We start from the raw sequence: 16,736 nt of genomic DNA on the forward strand, positions 1-16,736 counted from the left end.
GTGTTGGCAATATTCAAAAATCTGAAAGGTGATAAAGCCATTTGGGGCGTAGTGGCCCTCTTGGCTCTTTTCTCATTTTTGCCAGTGTACAGTGCCAGTACCAATTTGGTCTACGTCAATGGCGATGGGACCACTTTGGGCCATTTGGTAAAACATGCTGTGCTCTTGTTCTTGGGCTTCGGCATTATTTATGCCGTGCACAAGATACCTACACATTACTTTAAAGGGCTGTCCATAATTGCCATGCCCATTGTAATATTGCTGTTGATTTACACACTGACCGTGGAAACACGCATTGGTGGAGTGACCGCAAACCGCTGGATAAAAATTCCTTTGGTGGGGGTAAACTTTCAAACATCAACTTTGGCAGCAGTGGTCTTGATGATTTGGATTGCCAGGTACCTGACCAAGATCAAGGATACAAAAATCACGTTCAAGGAAAGTATTTTACCACTTTGGTTGCCTGTCGCCCTTGTGGTTCTGTTGATTTTGCCCGAAAACTTTTCAACCGCCGCCATTATTGGTTTAATGGTGTTGGTGTTGTGTTTTTTGGGCGGATATCCTTTAAAATATTTGTTCGCCATGGTGGCAACAGGAATTGTATTTGCGGGCATGTTCCTGTTTGTACTCTTCAAGGCCCCCGAGGTATTGCCAGATAGGGCGGGAACATGGAAATCACGGATAGAAACTTTTATTCACCCAGAGCAAGCGGATAAAGATGATCTACATCAGTTGACATTGGCGCAAATAGCAGTAGCCGAGGGTGGGGTGGTAGGAAAGGGAGCAGGAAAGAGTGTGATGAAGAACATGCTGTCCCAAAGTACGTCGGATTTCATTTTTGCCATCATTATTGAAGAATATGGGTTGTTGGGAGGAGGAGCATTATTGTTTTTCTATCTGTTACTATTATTTCGGATTGTGGTCGTGGCACACTCGTCCAAAACGGTTTTTTCAAAATTATTGGTGATAGGCGTGGGATTGCCGATTGTGTTCCAAGCTTTCATCAATATGGCGGTAGTGGTACAGTTGTTTCCGGTTACCGGGCAGCCGTTGCCTTTGATCAGTATGGGAGGAACTTCGATTTGGATGACCTGTATGGCAATTGGGATCGTGCTAAGTGCTAGCAATAGAAAAGAAAATTTGGAGGAGGAATCCCACGGAATGGATGAAACGAACCCTTTAGAAGTATTAAGTGGACAGCTATAGGTTTATACTTTCTGGAGGAGGAACGGGAGGACATATTTATCCTGCGGTGGCCATTGCGAACGAGCTGAAGAAAAGATTTCCTGATGCAGAATTTTTGTTCGTTGGAGCCAAGGATAAAATGGAAATGGAAAAAGTGCCGCAAGCCGGATTTGAAATCAAGGGCTTGTGGATAAGTGGAATACAACGGAAACTGACATTGAAAAATCTCATGTTTCCATTTAAACTGATAAGTAGTTTGTTAGAAGCACGCAAAATAGTGAAACAATTTAAGCCTCACGTAGCAATTGGCACTGGAGGTTTTGCAAGCGGACCATTGTTGCGAATGGCCGAAAGCTTGGGAGTTCCCTGTGTGCTGCAAGAACAGAATTCCTTTGCGGGCATCACGAACAAACTATTGGCTGGAAAAGCGGATAAAATCTGTGTTGCCTACGATGGAATGGAGCGCTTTTTTCCGAAGGAGAAAATTGTAAAAACAGGAAACCCCATCCGAACCGATTTGGTGGACGTAAAAGAAAACAAGCAAGAAGCGAGCAACTTTTTTGGACTAGATGGGAACAAAAAAACAGTTCTTGTTTTGGGGGGTAGCCTTGGGGCAAGAAGAATCAATCAGTTGATTGAAAAGGAGCTTGGCTTTTTTGAAGAACAAGGATTACAGGTGCTTTGGCAGTGTGGTAAACTGTATTACGAAGAATACAAAAAATTTGAATCGGGGACCGTCAAGGTATTGGCCTTTGTCAATCGGATGGACCTAGCCTATGCAGCAGCGGATGTTATCATCTCAAGGGCAGGTGCAGGCTCGGTTTCCGAGCTTTGTTTGGTGGGCAAACCTGTGATTTTTATCCCGTCGCCCAATGTGGCGGAGGACCATCAAACCCAAAATGCCAAAGCCTTGGTGGCCAAAGATGCGGCCATTATGCTGAGGGAAGTTGAGTTGGATGCCGAATTTGAAAAAAGGTTTCTGGGTTTAATGGATTCGAAAGAGGCTCAGGACAAACTTGGAGAGAACATTAAAAAAATGGCCATGCCCAAGGCAACGGAGCATATTGTGGACGAAATAGTAAAGTTGTTGAAGTGAATTTGAAGGATATACATAGCGTTTATTTTATTGGCATAGGAGGCATAGGTATGTCCGCCCTGGCACGCTATTTCAAATTTGTGGGCAAGGAGGTTGCCGGATACGACCGAACCCCGACACCCATTACCGATGGGTTGATGGAAAAGGGCATTTCGGTCCATTTTGAAGACAATGTCGATTTGATTTCGGACACTTTCAAACATCCAAACACTTTGGTGGTGTATACGCCGGCCGTACCGTCTTCACATTCAGAATTTCAATTTTACAAAAGCCAAGGATTCAATCTAAAAAAACGTTCCGAGGTATTGGGGATTATTACCAAGGATTCTTTTTGCTTGGCCGTTGCGGGTACACACGGTAAAACCACCACCACCTGCATTTTGGCACATCTGCTCAAAGAATGTGGATTGCCGTTGACCGCTTTCCTTGGTGGGATTTCGGAGGACTTCAACAGTAATTTTGTGTTGGACGGCACTGAATATTCGGTGGTGGAGGCTGATGAATTTGATCGTTCGTTCCTTCGTTTGACCCCAACTGTGGCTTGTGTAACATCCATGGATGCCGATCACTTGGATATTTACGGCACCAAAGAAGAATTGGAACACTCTTTTAGGGAGTTTGTAGGTAGAATCAAGCCCAATGGAAAATTGTTCGTGCACAAAGGTCTTCCTTTGGAAGGCACCACCTTTGGCATTGAAGATGGAGCTGATTACTGCATAGAAAATATTGAAATTGAACACGGCGCCTACATATTTGATCTAATAACACCATCGGAGGTAATCAAGAATGTAAAGTTCAATAAGCCCGGAAGGCACAATTTACTCAATGGATTAGCTGCTTTTGCGATGGCGGTACAAACTGGCTGTTCGCCACAACGCCTTGCCAAAGCTTTGGGGAGTTTTAAAGGTGTTCAGCGTAGGTTCTCGTACCAGATAAAAGAAAAAGACTTTGTGTTTATCGATGATTACGCCCATCATCCAACAGAAATCAGTGCGGTGCATCAAGCCATACGGGAAATGCATGTAGGAGAGAAGGTGACCGTTATTTTTCAACCACATCTTTTTTCAAGAACAAAGGATTTTGTGGATGATTTTGCAGCGAGTCTTTCAGATTTTGATGAAATCATCCTGCTGGATATTTACCCGGCACGGGAAGAACCGATTGAGGGAGTCACTTCTCAATGGTTATTGGAAAAAATAGAGAACCCCAATAAAAAGCTGATTTCAAAATCAGCATTGCTGGAAGATGTAAAGAACTGTAAATCAGGAGTTTTGGTTGCTCTTGGTGCAGGGGATATTGGACTGGAAGTGCCAAAAATCAAAAAAGAATTGAGTTATGCGCATTAATTGGGATTACATAAAACTGGCATTTTTGTCCGTGGCCGTAATTGCGCTTTACGGTTTTGCCGAACAAAGAAATCAACAGAGAACAGTCCAAAATGTGACGGTAAAATTTGTTGGTGAAAACAATTTGTATTTAACTGAAGATGCGGTTAATAAATTGTTAATACAAAATTACGGAACCCTAGAAAATACGCCCAAAGAACAGTTAGTTTTGAATACTATAGAGGAGATTGTGCTATCCAATGACATGGTCAAAAACGCCCAGGTCTATCTTACTGTAAACGGGGAGCTTGTGTCCAAGATCGTTCAGCGAAAGCCAATAGGAAGAGTGGAAAGTGTCTCCAAATTTTATTTGGATGATTTGGGTGAACGTATGCCTTTATCCAAGCACCATTCGGCAAGGGTTCCGATAATTACAGGAAAAATTACAGGGAAAACCCTTGAGGATGCTTATGTGATTTTGGATTATATCAACAACGATGATTTTTTAAGGAAGAACGTCATCGGCATACATATTGAAAGCGAAGGAAAGTATCAGCTCAAATTGCGCATGGAAAATTTTGTGGTGAATTTGGGCGGAGTGGACAATTTGAACAAAAAGTTCAAAAATTTTATGGCCTTTTATGCAAAGGCGGCCAAGGACAATTCCTTGGAAGATTATGCAACAGTTAGTTTGGAATTCAACAATCAAGTGGTTTGCACCAAAATTTAAAGTATGGAACAAGGTAATTATTCAGTTGGGTTGGATATTGGAACTACCAAGATCGTAGCGATCATCGGTAGGGAAAATGAGTATGGAAAAATAGAGATTTTGGGCACTGGACGATCTAAGAGTTTGGGTGTTCACCGTGGAGTAGTCAACAATATTACACAGACCATTTCATCTATTCAGCAAGCGGTGGAACAGGCCGAATTGAATTCGGGGCTTAAAATTGGTTCTGTGGTCGTAGGTATTGCGGGTCAGCATATTCGAAGCCTGCACCACAGCGACTACATAACCCGACCCAATTCCGAAGAGGTAATTGATAATGAAGATTTGGATAAACTGTGCAACCAAGTGTACAAATTGGTGATGCTACCCGGGGAAGAAATTATCCATGTGTTGCCGCAAGAGTACAAAGTGGACGGTCAATCGGAAATCAAAGAACCCGTGGGTATGTATGGTGGTCGATTGGAAGCCAACTTTCATGTGGTGGTGGGGCAAGTGTCATCCATAAAAAATATTGGAAGATGCATCAAAAGTGCCGGATTGGATTTAGGGAACATTACCCTAGAGCCTCTGGCGTCAGCTGATGCTGTTTTGAGTCAGGAAGAGAAGGAAGCAGGTGTTGCTTTGATTGATATAGGCGGTGGAACCACAGACCTTGCCATTTTCAAGGATGGTATCATCCGTCATACCTCCGTCATTCCATTTGGAGGCAACGTGATAACGGAAGACATCAAAGAAGGCTGCTCCATCATCGAGAAGCAAGCCGAGTTGTTAAAGATAAAATTTGGTTCCGCTTGGCCGGGAGAGAACAAGGACAACGAAATCGTGTCCATTCCTGGGTTAAGGGGTCGTGAACCCAAAGAAATCACCTTAAAAAACCTTTCCAAGATCATTCACGCCCGTGTAGTGGAGATTGTGGAGCAGGTATATGTGGAGATCAAGAATTATGGACACGAGGAACAAAAGAAAAAATTGATCGCAGGAATTGTCCTTACTGGAGGAGGTAGCCAACTGAAGCATTTAAAGCAATTGGTGGAATACATTACCGGTATGGATACAAGAATCGGTTATCCAAACGAACACCTTGCCGGAGATTCGGACGAGGAGGTAGCAAGCCCATTATACGCAACGGCTGTTGGATTGCTGATGAATTCCTTGGAGGCCAAAAAGAAAAACCGCATAGTGGATCAGGAAGAGATGCACGAAGAAGAGGTTTTGGTAGGCCAAGAACACGATATGGGAGCCAAAACAAATGGGGCTCCGCATACGGAGAGAAAATCCATTTTTGACAAATGGTCAGAAAAGTTGAAGGACTTTTTGGACAATGCAGAATAATAACCTCATAAGAGAAACACAACTGTCATGAGTAAGAACACTGAATTTGACAACATAGCTTTTGATTTGCCCAAGAACAAAAGCAACGTAATTAAAGTTATCGGCGTAGGCGGTGGAGGAAGCAACGCTATCAATCACATGTTTCAGGCCGGTATCAATGGAGTGGATTTTGTAATCTGCAACACCGATGCGCAGGCTTTACAGAACAGTCCGGTATCCAACAAAATTCAATTGGGAGTAACCCTTACCGAAGGATTGGGTGCAGGGGCCAACCCCGAGGTTGGAGAACAGGCAGCCTTGGAAAGCATGGAAGATTTAAAGGCTATGCTGGACAACAATACCAAAATGGCATTTATTACCGCAGGAATGGGTGGCGGAACCGGTACTGGAGCAGCCCCTGTTATTGCCAAGATAGCCAAAGAAATGGATGTTCTTACGGTAGGTATCGTTACCATGCCGTTCCAGTTTGAAGGTGCCATGCGTAACAAACAAGCCCAAATCGGGATTGAGAAACTGCGTGCCAACGTAGATTCATTAATTGTCATCAACAACAACAAGCTTAGGGAAGTATACGGTAATCTTGGGTTTAAGGCCGGTTTCTCCAAGGCAGATGAAGTTTTGGCCACTGCGGCAAGAGGTATAGCAGAGGTAATTACCCATCACTACACACAAAACATCGACCTTAGGGATGCCAAGACCGTACTTTCCAATAGCGGAACGGCTATTATGGGGTCGGCGGCAGCTTCAGGCTCGACAAGGGCTACCGAAGCCATTATGAAAGCTTTGGATTCTCCATTGTTGAACGATAACAAAATCAATGGGGCCAAAAACGTATTGTTGCTCATTGTTTCCGGTTCTCAAGAGATTACCATTGATGAAATCGGAGAGATCAACGATCATATCCAGATTGAGGCCGGCCACGGAGCCAATATCATTATGGGTGTAGGCGAAGATGAAAGCCTAGGTGAAGCCATTGCTGTAACGGTGATTGCCACAGGTTTTAATGTGGATCAGCAGGATAACATTGTAAATACGGAGTCCAAAAAGGTATTTTACACCTTGGAAGATGAGCAGACGGCAGAACAAGATTTAACTCCCGAAGCTACATCTGTACAGGAAGTTAAAGTTGAAAAAGCACCGGTTTCTGAACCAGAACCAACACCTGAGCCAGAACCAACAGTAGTGAAGCATACATTGGAGATGGAGGATGAAAAAGAAGACGCCTCCCAAAAAATGGAGAGCAAGAATCCAGAATTGATTCCAACGACCAACTATATCCGAAATTTCAATGTGTTTTACGAGGAAGTGGTTGCCGAACCGGTAGAGGATGATTTTGTAATCATCGAAGCAAAAAATGTAATCAATAATATTGATGTGGTGGATGCTGAAGAGGTATCTCCAAAGAGCAATGAGGACCAGTTCACCTTAAGCTTTGACATGCCATTGAACACTCAGCCTGAAGAGGAAGAGGATGACAAAGAACACACGGTAACCTTTAACTTGGATGACGGTATAGGGGATGTGGAAGTGAACGATTATGTAGAGGTAAAGCCTGTTTTGGAATATAAAAAAGAAGGTGAGACCCGATACGATTTGCAAGAGTACATGGAGTTGGAAAATAAGTTGACAGGGGCAAAATCCAAAGCGGAAACCCATGAACCAAAACTGGTGGAGAACGAACTTGTTTTTGAAAAGAAAACCGTAAAGAAGGCCGAAAGAAAAATTGAAGGTTCCGGACAAAACGAAGAAACCATCGGTAATCTAGACCCAATGAACAGCTCCATCAGCGATATTTTAAAAGATCGTGCCGATGAGCGCAGAAGAAAGTTGAAAAACTTCAACTACAAGTTCCAGAACAATAGGAGCAGTATAGACGATATTGAAAAAGAGCCGGCATACAAACGCCAAGGAGTGGACCTAAACGATGTTCCAAAGGAGCAAAAGGTGTCAAGAACATCATTGGGTGAGGACAGCAATGATGATTTGCAATTGCGTTCCAACAACTCTTTTTTGCACGATAATGTTGATTAGTAGTGTTTAAATTAATGTCCATTTTAATGGAAAGCATAAACCCGGAAGTAGCGAAACTTACGGGTTTATTTTTTATCTTCGCGAACTAAATCAGAACACATGGGTTTGCAAGAAAAGGTGATGACAGAAATGAAGGCCGCAATGAAGGCAAAAGATACCGTTGCCTTGGAATCATTGCGAGCAGTTAAGTCTGCTATCTTGTTGGCAAAGACCGATAAGGGTGGTGGCGCTGAATTGTCTGAAGAAGACGAAATTAAACTGGTTCAAAAATTGGTGAAGCAACGCAAGGATAGTGCGACGATTTACCAAGAGCAAGGGCGTGAGGACTTGGCGGAACCCGAACTGGCACAAGTGGCCGTTATCGAAAAGTTTTTGCCCGAGCAACTTACCGAAGAGGAAATAGAAAAAGTAGTTGTAATGACCATTGACTCTGTTGGCGCTTCGGGAATGCAAGACATGGGCAAGGTAATGGGAATTGTTTCCAAAGAATTGGCCGGACAGGCCGACGGGAAAACCATTTCTGCCATAGTCAAGGCAAAATTGAGTTCATAAACAATAAATGGCCCAGTAGTTCAACTGGATAGAATATCAGATTTCGGCTCTGAGGGTTGGGGGTTCGAATCCTCCCTGGGTCACATAATATTGGATTGAGTGTATTACGCTTATGTTTTGCAAAGTATGGTGGATGGCCGTCTTTACAAGGGCCATTGCGAAAACATCGAAAGCCGCTTGAAGGATCATAATACTGGTAAAACAAGATCTACAAAAGGATATGTTCCTTGGAAATTAGTTTATTTCGAAACTTTTGAAAGTAGGGAAGAAGCAATTGAAAGGGAAAGATATCTTAAATCTGGAGTAGGAAGGGAATTTCTGAAAACACAAATATTGTCCCAGTAGTTCAACTGGATACCCGCCTGCCGGTAGGCAGGGAATATCAGATTTCGGGTTGGGGGGTTCGAATCCCTGTCTGCCGACAGGCAGGCTCCCTGGGTCACAAAAAAGAAAAAGCAGGCTGACCAGCCTGCTTTTTCTATGGGTCAACGTTCTTACCTTACTCATTGTTTGTTGTAGGTAAGAATTTGCAAACCATCGTGAAACACTTCGCTTTTGATCAAATTCCAGCGGGTGGCCGTGTTGGAATTTCCGAACAATCTGGTGCCTTCAGCCAAAATAATTGGGTTTAGCTTCAATTTTAGTTGGTCGATCAGATCATGGTCCAATAGCCAACCGGCAAATTCGCCACCACCGCACAGGTAAATGTCCGTTTTAGCGGCTTCTTTTATTTTTTTCACCCGATCAATGGACATTTTTTCAATATGTACATTATCGGCCAGATTTTCCAATTGCATGGATTCAGAGAAAATATGGTGCTCCATGTTGGGATATGCAGGTTGCCCAGGTTCTAGACCAAATTTATAACCAAACTCATACGTTTTTCTTCCCATAATAACGGTTTCAAACTTGGAAAGATCGGATTGGTATTTTTCAACTCCTTCACCTTGAAGGATAAATTGGCTGATATCGTCATTCTTTCCGGCAATAAAACCATCCAAGGAACTTGCTACATAATAAATAATCTGTTTCATCATCTTTGTTTTATTCGAATGGTTCAAAACAGTCATAGTTTCTCTGACTGATGATTTTACCATCCTCAAATTCATAAAATTGGGCAAAGTAGGCTTTCATTTCGGAACCTGGATCTAGTTTTCCAATGGGTATGGCAAGTATACCGGTCCAAACAGCTTCAATAATCACTGTTGTTCCAAGGGAATGAGTTTTTACAATTTCGTATTTTTCACTCTTCAACACATTTTTTCCTGCTTTCCCCGCTTCTTTTAAGGCATCTAGGTTTCTAACAGCCTTGCGTTTTGTCAAAGTGTTGGGAAATTCGATTTGTTCCACATCAGGATGATAAAAAGGAATCAACTCTTCAAAGCTTTCTCGGTTTTCCAGTGTGTGGAGAAATTTTTTTACAGTTTCTTCTAGATTCATTTTTGTAGACATTTTATGTTAGTGATTATTATAGTACCCGCTTAGCTTGCTGAACGTGGCGTTGGTTGTGGAATATTACAAACCGCAATGTGTCGCCAAGTCTTAGATTAATCCATTTGGATAGCGAAGTCGGGGTTTTTAATTTGGTGAGGTTTATGTTGTTGGCTTCGTTCAAATACTCTAATAATTGTTCTTGTTGGTAAATGAATTTGTCCAAAACCGATTTGTCCAGTGAGCTGTTAATGGGGTTCATCGATTTAGGGGTTTTCATCTTGTTCAATTTTTCTTTCGGTTTTATGGTGTTGGCAAAATAATTTCCCAAAAAGCCACTTTTAAATGTTGCTGATTTGGGGTGTTTGGAATTTTGCATGCTTTTTTTGATTTCCGGAATGTAGAAATCACCGTACCTGTTCAAGTGCTCAATGCACTCCAAAATGCTCCAGCTATTGTTTGTTTTTCTGTGGTTGAGCTCTTGTTTCGAGAGTGTTTTAAAAGTTTGTACTTCGTTCATGTTGACCTTGGTGATTTTGATTAGGTCGTGAATCAATTCATCTGATTTCATGGTATTTAGTTTTTGTGCAAACTACAGCTGGTTACAATGGTTTTTATTGATTAAGATCAAGATTTTTTCAATCTGGATAGGGTTTCCGGCGTCATTCTCAAATAAGAAGCAATGTGCTTATTGGGTATTTCCTGAAACAGTTGTGGACTTCTCTTCAAGACCCTTTGGTAACGTTTTGCCGGAGAAGCCGTTAAAATGTCCTTTTCCCTTTCCAATAGTTGTAATATGAGTTGTTCCATAAAGGTGTCCCAGATTTGTTTGTTACGTTCATTACTGTTGATCAACCTGAAAAAGTTGTTTTTTGAAATTACTTTCAACTCAGATTTTCTAATGGCTTGTATGTATACATCGGACGGTTTTTCAGACAGAAAGCTACCCAAGGGAGCAACAAAGTCCTTTTCGTAGCCAAATCTGATGATATGCTCTTCATAATCGTCCAGAATAAAGATTTTTATGGCCCCTGCAATAATATAATAGAGGTTGGTGTCCGTACTTCCGCTTACCTTTAGGTATTCGTTTCTTTTTAGGGAAACCTCTTTTTTCCATAGGTTTTCTTTATCTATTTGATGGTACAGTGTTTGGATAATATCCACGTTGGTCGATTTTTGAGGTTTTATTGTAAAAGTTGGTTACCTATTCTTTATTTTTAGCTATGATTGATTCGTAATCTGCTCTGGTGAGTTTCCATTGGTTCACCATTTGTTCAAAATTTGATGCGCCGGGAACGATCCGGTATTGCTTTATAAATGTAAAACCGATTTTCTCCATTACTTTATTTGGTGCTGGGTTAAGGGCGTATGGTTCACAGTATAGTTCTTGTAGTTTCAGGTTTTTGAAGTAGAAGGGGAGCGACTTTTTTATAAGCGTAGCCCCAGCCCCTTTTTTTTTGTTCTTGTAATCCCAAATGTGTAAATGCATAAACGCTTTTTTTCCATATTCAATTTGGTTTACGTTGGAACAACCAATGGGTTTATTATCGTAAAGCCAGGTTAAAAAGTAGGCTTTTCGTTTTTCCATGGCCACGCCAATTTGATCGTTCACTAGCTGTTCTATCTGTTCCCTGGTGGGTCTTTTTTTTAAATCTACCCCCAAATCCAACAAATATTGATCCGAAGCATTTAACCAATATTGGACAAAATGTTCAATGTCACCTTTGTTCATTTCCCGAACGGATAGTTTCATTTGTTTAGTTTTGAGTTCCGTGCCTACGGCAGGCAGGCGTTTCAAGTTTAAGAGTCAAGTTCAAACATCAAACATTCGACTTCCAGCTTTGACACGAATTTCACCAATTGTTCGAATCAAATATCAAACATCGGATTTCCAGCTTTGACACGAATTTCACTTATTGCTCGAATAAAATATCAAATACTGGACTTCAAACTTCGGACTTTTGACTTCCGACTCCTGACATTCAACGCCCAACAATTCAATGGTTTAACTCAAGCAAGGAGACAGCTTCCTCGTAGCTTTCGGGCATTTTATCGGCCAAACCATTGGTATGTACCATGTTGGCAGGCACCAAGACATAACGAACAGCATAGTTTATTTCGGCAATGTTTATGGCAGTGCCATGACCTTGCATGGTAAACCGGAACCCTTCCCATTCACTTTCACCGGAAGAAAATTTGCCATACCTGAAATAATAAGAACTACCACCTTGAGAAGAACTGGTGAACGGTAGTCCAACTACAACTGAGTCAGCCGTCTTTAAATACATCATGGCAATGCCACCATTTTCCACATATTCCATAATGCCTTCGACTGGAATGGCCATGTAGGCCCACTCTGTAGTTATCTTCTCGGTCCATTCAATGTCTATCCACTCCGAGGCGATTACATTGGCGTTGCCATCCTGTCCGTCTTGTCCATCTACCCCGTCTTTTCCAGCGGGTCCCTGTGCTCCTGTTTCGCCATCTTCTCCCGAGCATCCCAATGCCAAGGATAGGCAAATACCCATAGAGAAAAGGATGATGCTTTTTAGCAAGGTCTTTTTGGTTTTCATGGTATGTATGGATTTATAAATAACCCGACAGGTTAAAAAATGTGGTATGAGAAAAATACCTGCCGGGTATCTAGTTTAAAAAGTTCAAGTTCAAGAGTCAAGCTCAAGTTTCAAGTTCCATGCCTACGGCAGGCAGGCAAATCTCAAGCATCAAACTTCTGACATCCGACTTCCAGCTTTGACACGGATTTCACTAATTGCTCGAATCAAATATCAAACATCGGACTTCTGACATCCAACGACTTAATCCAATCCTAGCAAAGCGGCAGCTTCACCAAAGTTTTCGGGCATTTTATCTGCTATTCCAGTTTCTTCGGCCACGTTGGCGGGTACCAGTACATAGCGTAGTGTATAATTTGGGTTTTCTAGTACATCTAAATAAACGCCATTTTCATCTGGATCATCCAATGTTACTGAAATGCCATCGAATTCATCGGGCACATTTGCCATATAATAGTCAAATGTTACATTATTGTATTCGTAAGGCAATGTATACGTTTTAGGATAGTCGTTAATTATTTTGAGATAGACCAATACGACTCCTCCATTAGCTAAAAACTCTGTCATGTCCACTTCAGGTATTTCAATATGCATTGAACTTTCTGTGGGTTGAGCGTTAGTCCATTCAATTTGAAACCAGTCTGATGCAACCACATTGGCATTGCCATCCTGTCCGTCTGCACCATCCTGTCCTGGAGGACCTTGTTCACCATCAATACCATCAATACCGTCCGTCCCATCTTCTCCAGAGCAGGAAACCAATGTAATGCTAAGCCCCATAAAAAGGAAAAGGGCCAATTTTGCTAGATTTAGATTCTTAGTTTTCATAAAAAAATATTTAAAAGATTAATAATTGGGTTATGTGTTTTATGAAAAGGATGGTCTTGGATTTAAAAAGGTATTTCTCTACCAACTGATCTTTTTAGTGGAGATTTACAGTTTAGAAAAAAAATTATAGCAACAGCCATCTTTTTGTGGTTCTACGTATGGGTTTTATGCTTTTATGGCATTAAAATTAGGATGGAATATTGAGTTATTTTGGGTCCAATTGATGAATGCCCCATATGAATTGACGAATCCGCTATTTGACAAAGCGACAATATTTTAAAGAAAGAAAAATCCTACACAATTATAAAGAGAGTCACTTTGTTAGGCTGATTTCATCACTTAACATTGAAAGGAATAATACTTGCTGAAGACTAATTCAATATGTAAACAGTGATTTTAGCTGAAAGATTTAGACTTAATGGATATGAATAAAATTGTTTTCACTCTTTTTTTGATGGTTTACACTTTGAATTTTGCACAAACCATGGATTACAATACCAAGAAAGGGTATGCAGTAGATGGCTACGATGTGGTGTCGTATTTTAATGGTACTCCATTAGAAGGAAAGAAAGGGTTTACTACAACCTATGATGGAACCAAGTTCAAGTTTTACAACCAAGAAAATTTAGAAAAGTTCAAGGAAAGCCCGTCCAGTTATATTCCAAAGTATGGCGGGTATTGCGCTTACGCTGTGGCTGTCAATGGAAGAAAAGTAAAAGTTGATCCGCAGACCTACGAAATCAGGGACGGCAAACTTTATCTATTTTACAACAAGGGAAAAAACAATACCCTGCAGTTTTGGCTCAAATCCTCTCCAAATGATTTGGTTTCCCAAGCGGATAAAAACTGGGAAAAAATAAAGAATTGAATATTCTTTCTATCTTAATACTCAAATTCATCAAAAAACGAATAAAAATAACCAATAAGTAAACCATCATGTTCAAATCATCCCTGGACACTTTAGAGCAGTTTAAACAGGTTTTATCCGAACTGCCCAAAGGTTGTTACTCCCAGTCATGTAGTATTCTTTCAAACGCCAGTATTGGCCAGCACACACGACATATTATAGAGTTATACCTTTGCTTGATCAAGGGGTATGAACCTGCCGATGTCTCATATGATCGCAGGGAACGAAATATTGAAATTGAAGAAAACGTATCATTTGCCCTTGAAAAGTTAGCCTACATCCAAGAGCATTTGGAAAAACCCAACAAGTTTATCAAACTAAGCTATGAGCTCGATGGGGAAGAGAATTGTATGGATTCCAATTATTTTAGGGAGGTCATGTACAATTTGGAGCATACCATTCATCATCAGGCATTGATCAAGGTGGGCATAAAGCATTTTTCTGAACAAGAAATCCCAAAATCTTTCGGGGTAGCACCTTCTACCATACAATACAGAAAGGCATGTGCACAGTAAGTTATATATCTTCGGGTGGTATGCGGCTTATCACCTCCAACCGAGACGAACATATTTCAAGGCCTTTGGCCTTGCAACCGCAAGAGGAAACCATCGGTTCGGTAAAAGTGCTTTTTCCAAAGGACCGCAAAGCGGGCGGTACTTGGTTTGCCCTTAACGAAAACGGTTCGGTGGCGGTGCTTCTCAATGGTGGTTTTGTAGCTCATGATCCAAGGGGGAATTATGCTCGGAGTCGGGGGCTGGTACTGCTGGATGTGATTGCATCCAGGCGACCTTATGATTTGCTTCAGGAGATGAAGCTGATTGACATTGAGCCCTTTACTTTGGTTTTGTTCAATGGTGCGTTGTTGGAGTTTAGATGGGATGGTCATCAAAAGTATTTTAGGCCATTGGACAAGTCAAAAAACCACATTTGGTCCTCGGCCACACTTTATAGAGATGAAGTAATCGAACATAGACGAAACTTGTTTCAACAGTTTATGGATGAAAATTCACGGATTACCCCTTCCGAAGTGGTGGATTTTCATTCCAACAACCATGATGATTTTGAGAATGGATTTATCATTGATCGGGATTCGGGCTTAAAAACCTTTAGTGTAACCCAAGCCGTTTTGGATGAAGAGGAAATTGTGATGCGACATTTGGATTTGTTGAACGATAAATTTTTCGAAGTGCCTTTTTCGCCCACCCAACTCACCTTGTAACTGTGATGGATTCATTAAAATTGATATGGCATCGAATCACCCACTGGGAATATTGGCCCTTTTGGATGATTTATTACCCTATGTTTCCCGTTTGGTTGTATTATTCCATTAAAGCACGGTCCATCTTCTTTTTTAATGCAGCCAACCCTGGAATGAAGAATGGGGGCATGGCCATGGTATCCAAAATGGACATCTATAATATGATTCCCGATCAATTTATTCCCAAAACCCTATTTATTGAGAAGGATGAGGTTCCTGAATCGGCCATAGAGCATGTTTTGGCTATTGGCATCGACTTTCCATTTATTGCAAAGCCCGATATTGGAATGAAAGCCTTTGGTGTCGAAAAAATTCATAATAAAGATGAATTCCAAAACTATGCGCGTTGGAGCCCTTCCCATTTTTTGGTGCAGGAACTTATTCCATATCAAAAAGAAGTGGGTATATTCTATGTGCGCAAACCTGGGGAAATGCATGGTAAAATTACTGGAGTCGTTTCCAAGGAATTTTTGTCCATTACAGGGGATGGAGAAAGTTCTATGGTGCAACTTATTAAAAAGAACCCGCGAAGCCATCTGCAATTAAAGGTTTTAGAACAAAAATTTGGTGACCGGCTTCAACAGATTTTGGATCAAGGAGAGGAATTTGTTTTAGTGCCTTACGGTAGTCATACACGGGGAGCCAAGTTTGTGGACATTAGCCATAAAATCAATGATTATTTAGTGCAAACCATTGATAAGGTATGTTCTCAAATGAACGGTTTCCATTACGGTAGATTGGATGTACTTTACAACTCTTTTGAGGAGCTTTGCCAAGGAAAAAACTTTAGCATTATCGAAGTGAACGGAGCAGGAGGGGAGGCTACCCATATTTACGACCCCAACCACTCATTGTTATGGGCTTGGCGAGAAGTTGCCCGCCATTGGGGTATGTTGTGCGAAATTAGCATCCTTAACAAAAGGGCAGGACATTCTTATTTAAGTTTTAAGGATGGCAGGGCCATGCTCAAACAAACAGGTGCCTTGCAGGCGCAATTAAAGTTTTAGAGTATGCTTTTAAGGTAGCTTTCCATGGCTTCTGGCTGTTTCGTAGATCCAAATCTTTTTACAGGCTTTCCCGTTTTATCAATCACAAACTTGGTGAAGTTCCATTTGATTTTTCCGCCCAGTAAGCCGCTCAATTGAGACTTAAGATATTTGAATATAGGATGGGCGTTGCTACCGTTAACATCAATCTTGGCAAACATAGGAAAGCTTACACCGTAGTTTGCTTGGCAAAACTCTTGTATATCTTCTGCATTGCCAGGTTCTTGGTTTCCAAACTGGTTGCAGGGGAACCCCAAAATAACCAGTCCCCTTTCTTTGTATTCTTTGTAGAGTGCCTCCAGCCCTTCGTATTGTGGTGTTAACCCGCATTTACTGGCTGTATTGACCACAACAACGGTTTTGCCCTTGTACTTTTCCATGGACTCCAAGGTGCCGTCCAATCGTTCTGCTTCAAAGGTGTAAAAGCTCATGGTAATGATTT

General features: G+C 41.4%; 20 protein-coding genes and 1 tRNA gene. 13 read left to right on the plus strand and 8 right to left on the minus strand.

Annotated features, from left to right (window positions below; all coding sequences use genetic code 11):
• The 9 genes from AC13CS_RS10565 to AC13CS_RS10605 all read left to right on the plus strand — a co-directional run bounded on the left by AC13CS_RS10565 (position 1) and on the right by AC13CS_RS10605 (position 8,596).
• A complete protein-coding gene (locus tag AC13CS_RS10565) occupies positions 1 to 1,206 on the plus strand; it encodes an FtsW/RodA/SpoVE family cell cycle protein (protein ID WP_293167715.1) in 1,206 nt (401 codons plus the stop codon).
• Positions 1,193 to 2,281: an undecaprenyldiphospho-muramoylpentapeptide beta-N-acetylglucosaminyltransferase gene (gene murG / locus AC13CS_RS10570; RefSeq protein ID WP_293167713.1), complete on the plus strand. Its 1,089-nt coding sequence runs from the start codon at positions 1,193 to 1,195 to the stop codon at positions 2,279 to 2,281. Before AC13CS_RS10565 ends, murG begins: the two co-directional genes overlap by 14 nt.
• Complete coding sequence (murC, locus tag AC13CS_RS10575; protein WP_293167711.1) at positions 2,278 to 3,627, plus strand: UDP-N-acetylmuramate--L-alanine ligase; 1,350 nt, start codon at positions 2,278 to 2,280, stop codon at positions 3,625 to 3,627. Before murG ends, murC begins: the two co-directional genes overlap by 4 nt.
• Positions 3,617 to 4,336: a hypothetical protein gene (locus tag AC13CS_RS10580; RefSeq protein WP_293167709.1), complete on the plus strand. Its 720-nt coding sequence runs from the start codon at positions 3,617 to 3,619 to the stop codon at positions 4,334 to 4,336. Before murC ends, AC13CS_RS10580 begins: the two co-directional genes overlap by 11 nt.
• A gap of 3 nt (positions 4,337 to 4,339) precedes the next feature.
• Positions 4,340 to 5,668, plus strand: a complete 1,329-nt coding sequence (gene ftsA, locus AC13CS_RS10585; RefSeq protein WP_293167707.1) for a cell division protein FtsA — start codon at positions 4,340 to 4,342, stop codon at positions 5,666 to 5,668.
• 27 nt (positions 5,669 to 5,695) lie between these two features.
• Positions 5,696 to 7,699: a cell division protein FtsZ gene (gene ftsZ, locus AC13CS_RS10590; RefSeq protein ID WP_293167704.1), complete on the plus strand. Its 2,004-nt coding sequence runs from the start codon at positions 5,696 to 5,698 to the stop codon at positions 7,697 to 7,699.
• Positions 7,700 to 7,798: 99 nt separating this feature from the next.
• Entirely contained in the window at positions 7,799 to 8,251 is a 453-nt protein-coding gene (locus AC13CS_RS10595; protein ID WP_293167702.1) for a GatB/YqeY domain-containing protein, read from the plus strand.
• Positions 8,252 to 8,260: 9 nt separating this feature from the next.
• Positions 8,261 to 8,334, plus strand: a tRNA-Arg gene (locus tag AC13CS_RS10600).
• A 16-nt stretch (positions 8,335 to 8,350) separates the two neighbouring features.
• On the plus strand, positions 8,351 to 8,596 hold the full coding sequence (locus AC13CS_RS10605) for a GIY-YIG nuclease family protein (RefSeq protein WP_293167700.1): 246 nt from the start codon (positions 8,351 to 8,353) through the stop codon (positions 8,594 to 8,596).
• A 158-nt stretch (positions 8,597 to 8,754) separates the two neighbouring features.
• Here the strand turns inward: AC13CS_RS10605 and AC13CS_RS10610 are convergent, their stop codons facing one another.
• The 7 genes from AC13CS_RS10610 to AC13CS_RS10640 form a co-directional block, all read right to left on the minus strand.
• On the minus strand, positions 8,755 to 9,285 hold the full coding sequence (locus tag AC13CS_RS10610) for a dihydrofolate reductase family protein (protein WP_239057392.1): 531 nt from the start codon (positions 9,283 to 9,285) through the stop codon (positions 8,755 to 8,757).
• Positions 9,286 to 9,295: 10 nt separating this feature from the next.
• Entirely contained in the window at positions 9,296 to 9,691 is a 396-nt protein-coding gene (locus tag AC13CS_RS10615; protein ID WP_014033342.1) for a nuclear transport factor 2 family protein, read from the minus strand.
• Positions 9,692 to 9,719: 28 nt separating this feature from the next.
• Positions 9,720 to 10,253 carry a DinB family protein gene (locus AC13CS_RS10620; protein WP_293167697.1) on the minus strand — a complete coding sequence of 178 codons (534 nt, stop codon included), beginning with the start codon at positions 10,251 to 10,253 and terminating at the stop codon, positions 9,720 to 9,722.
• Between the two features lie 56 nt (positions 10,254 to 10,309).
• Complete coding sequence (locus tag AC13CS_RS10625) at positions 10,310 to 10,846, minus strand: Crp/Fnr family transcriptional regulator (RefSeq protein WP_293167695.1); 537 nt, start codon at positions 10,844 to 10,846, stop codon at positions 10,310 to 10,312.
• A gap of 40 nt (positions 10,847 to 10,886) precedes the next feature.
• Entirely contained in the window at positions 10,887 to 11,435 is a 549-nt protein-coding gene (locus AC13CS_RS10630) for a GNAT family N-acetyltransferase (RefSeq protein WP_293167693.1), read from the minus strand.
• Positions 11,436 to 11,679: 244 nt separating this feature from the next.
• Positions 11,680 to 12,255: a collagen-like domain-containing protein gene (locus tag AC13CS_RS10635; protein ID WP_293167691.1), complete on the minus strand. Its 576-nt coding sequence runs from the start codon at positions 12,253 to 12,255 to the stop codon at positions 11,680 to 11,682.
• A gap of 243 nt (positions 12,256 to 12,498) precedes the next feature.
• On the minus strand, positions 12,499 to 13,083 hold the full coding sequence (locus AC13CS_RS10640; RefSeq protein ID WP_293167689.1) for a collagen-like domain-containing protein: 585 nt from the start codon (positions 13,081 to 13,083) through the stop codon (positions 12,499 to 12,501).
• Positions 13,084 to 13,507: 424 nt separating this feature from the next.
• On the opposite strand from AC13CS_RS10640, the gene AC13CS_RS10645 reads away from it, so the two are divergent.
• The 4 genes from AC13CS_RS10645 (at position 13,508) to AC13CS_RS10660 (ending at position 16,255) form a co-directional block, all read left to right on the plus strand.
• On the plus strand, positions 13,508 to 13,951 hold the full coding sequence (locus tag AC13CS_RS10645; protein WP_293167687.1) for a YHS domain-containing (seleno)protein: 444 nt from the start codon (positions 13,508 to 13,510) through the stop codon (positions 13,949 to 13,951).
• A gap of 68 nt (positions 13,952 to 14,019) precedes the next feature.
• The gene (locus tag AC13CS_RS10650; protein WP_293167685.1) at positions 14,020 to 14,505 is read left to right on the plus strand and encodes a DinB family protein; all 486 of its coding nucleotides are present in this window, start codon (positions 14,020 to 14,022) and stop codon (positions 14,503 to 14,505) included.
• Complete coding sequence (locus AC13CS_RS10655; RefSeq protein WP_293167683.1) at positions 14,493 to 15,209, plus strand: NRDE family protein; 717 nt, start codon at positions 14,493 to 14,495, stop codon at positions 15,207 to 15,209. The genes AC13CS_RS10650 and AC13CS_RS10655 overlap by 13 nt, the downstream gene beginning before the upstream one ends.
• Before the next feature lie 5 nt (positions 15,210 to 15,214).
• On the plus strand, positions 15,215 to 16,255 hold the full coding sequence (locus tag AC13CS_RS10660) for an ATP-grasp domain-containing protein (RefSeq protein ID WP_293167681.1): 1,041 nt from the start codon (positions 15,215 to 15,217) through the stop codon (positions 16,253 to 16,255).
• Here the strand turns inward: AC13CS_RS10660 and AC13CS_RS10665 are convergent.
• A complete protein-coding gene (locus tag AC13CS_RS10665) occupies positions 16,252 to 16,725 on the minus strand; it encodes a glutathione peroxidase (RefSeq protein WP_293167679.1) in 474 nt (157 codons plus the stop codon). The two genes, AC13CS_RS10660 and AC13CS_RS10665, sit on opposite strands and share 4 nt — an antisense overlap.
• Between the last annotated feature and the right edge of the window lie 11 nt (positions 16,726 to 16,736).

Source organism: Flagellimonas sp. B-3, from assembly GCF_056857835.1.

Bases quoted from the DNA above. Each gene is read 5' to 3' on its own strand.
- AC13CS_RS10580 (WP_293167709.1), top strand. From the start codon at position 3,617: ATGCGCATTAATTGGGATTACATAAAACTGGCATTTTTGTCCGTGGCC.
- ftsA (WP_293167707.1), top strand. From the start codon at position 4,340: ATGGAACAAGGTAATTATTCAGTTGGGTTGGATATTGGAACTACCAAG.
- ftsZ (WP_293167704.1), top strand. From the start codon at position 5,696: ATGAGTAAGAACACTGAATTTGACAACATAGCTTTTGATTTGCCCAAG.
- AC13CS_RS10595 (WP_293167702.1), top strand. From the start codon at position 7,799: ATGGGTTTGCAAGAAAAGGTGATGACAGAAATGAAGGCCGCAATGAAG.
- AC13CS_RS10610 (WP_239057392.1), bottom strand. From the start codon at position 9,285: ATGAAACAGATTATTTATTATGTAGCAAGTTCCTTGGATGGTTTTATT.
- AC13CS_RS10615 (WP_014033342.1), bottom strand. From the start codon at position 9,691: ATGAATCTAGAAGAAACTGTAAAAAAATTTCTCCACACACTGGAAAAC.
- AC13CS_RS10620 (WP_293167697.1), bottom strand. From the start codon at position 10,253: ATGAAATCAGATGAATTGATTCACGACCTAATCAAAATCACCAAGGTC.
- AC13CS_RS10630 (WP_293167693.1), bottom strand. From the start codon at position 11,435: ATGAAACTATCCGTTCGGGAAATGAACAAAGGTGACATTGAACATTTT.
- AC13CS_RS10635 (WP_293167691.1), bottom strand. From the start codon at position 12,255: ATGAAAACCAAAAAGACCTTGCTAAAAAGCATCATCCTTTTCTCTATG.
- AC13CS_RS10640 (WP_293167689.1), bottom strand. From the start codon at position 13,083: ATGAAAACTAAGAATCTAAATCTAGCAAAATTGGCCCTTTTCCTTTTT.
- AC13CS_RS10645 (WP_293167687.1), top strand. From the start codon at position 13,508: ATGAATAAAATTGTTTTCACTCTTTTTTTGATGGTTTACACTTTGAAT.
- AC13CS_RS10650 (WP_293167685.1), top strand. From the start codon at position 14,020: ATGTTCAAATCATCCCTGGACACTTTAGAGCAGTTTAAACAGGTTTTA.
- AC13CS_RS10655 (WP_293167683.1), top strand. From the start codon at position 14,493: ATGTGCACAGTAAGTTATATATCTTCGGGTGGTATGCGGCTTATCACC.
- AC13CS_RS10660 (WP_293167681.1), top strand. From the start codon at position 15,215: ATGGATTCATTAAAATTGATATGGCATCGAATCACCCACTGGGAATAT.
- AC13CS_RS10665 (WP_293167679.1), bottom strand. From the start codon at position 16,725: ATGAGCTTTTACACCTTTGAAGCAGAACGATTGGACGGCACCTTGGAG.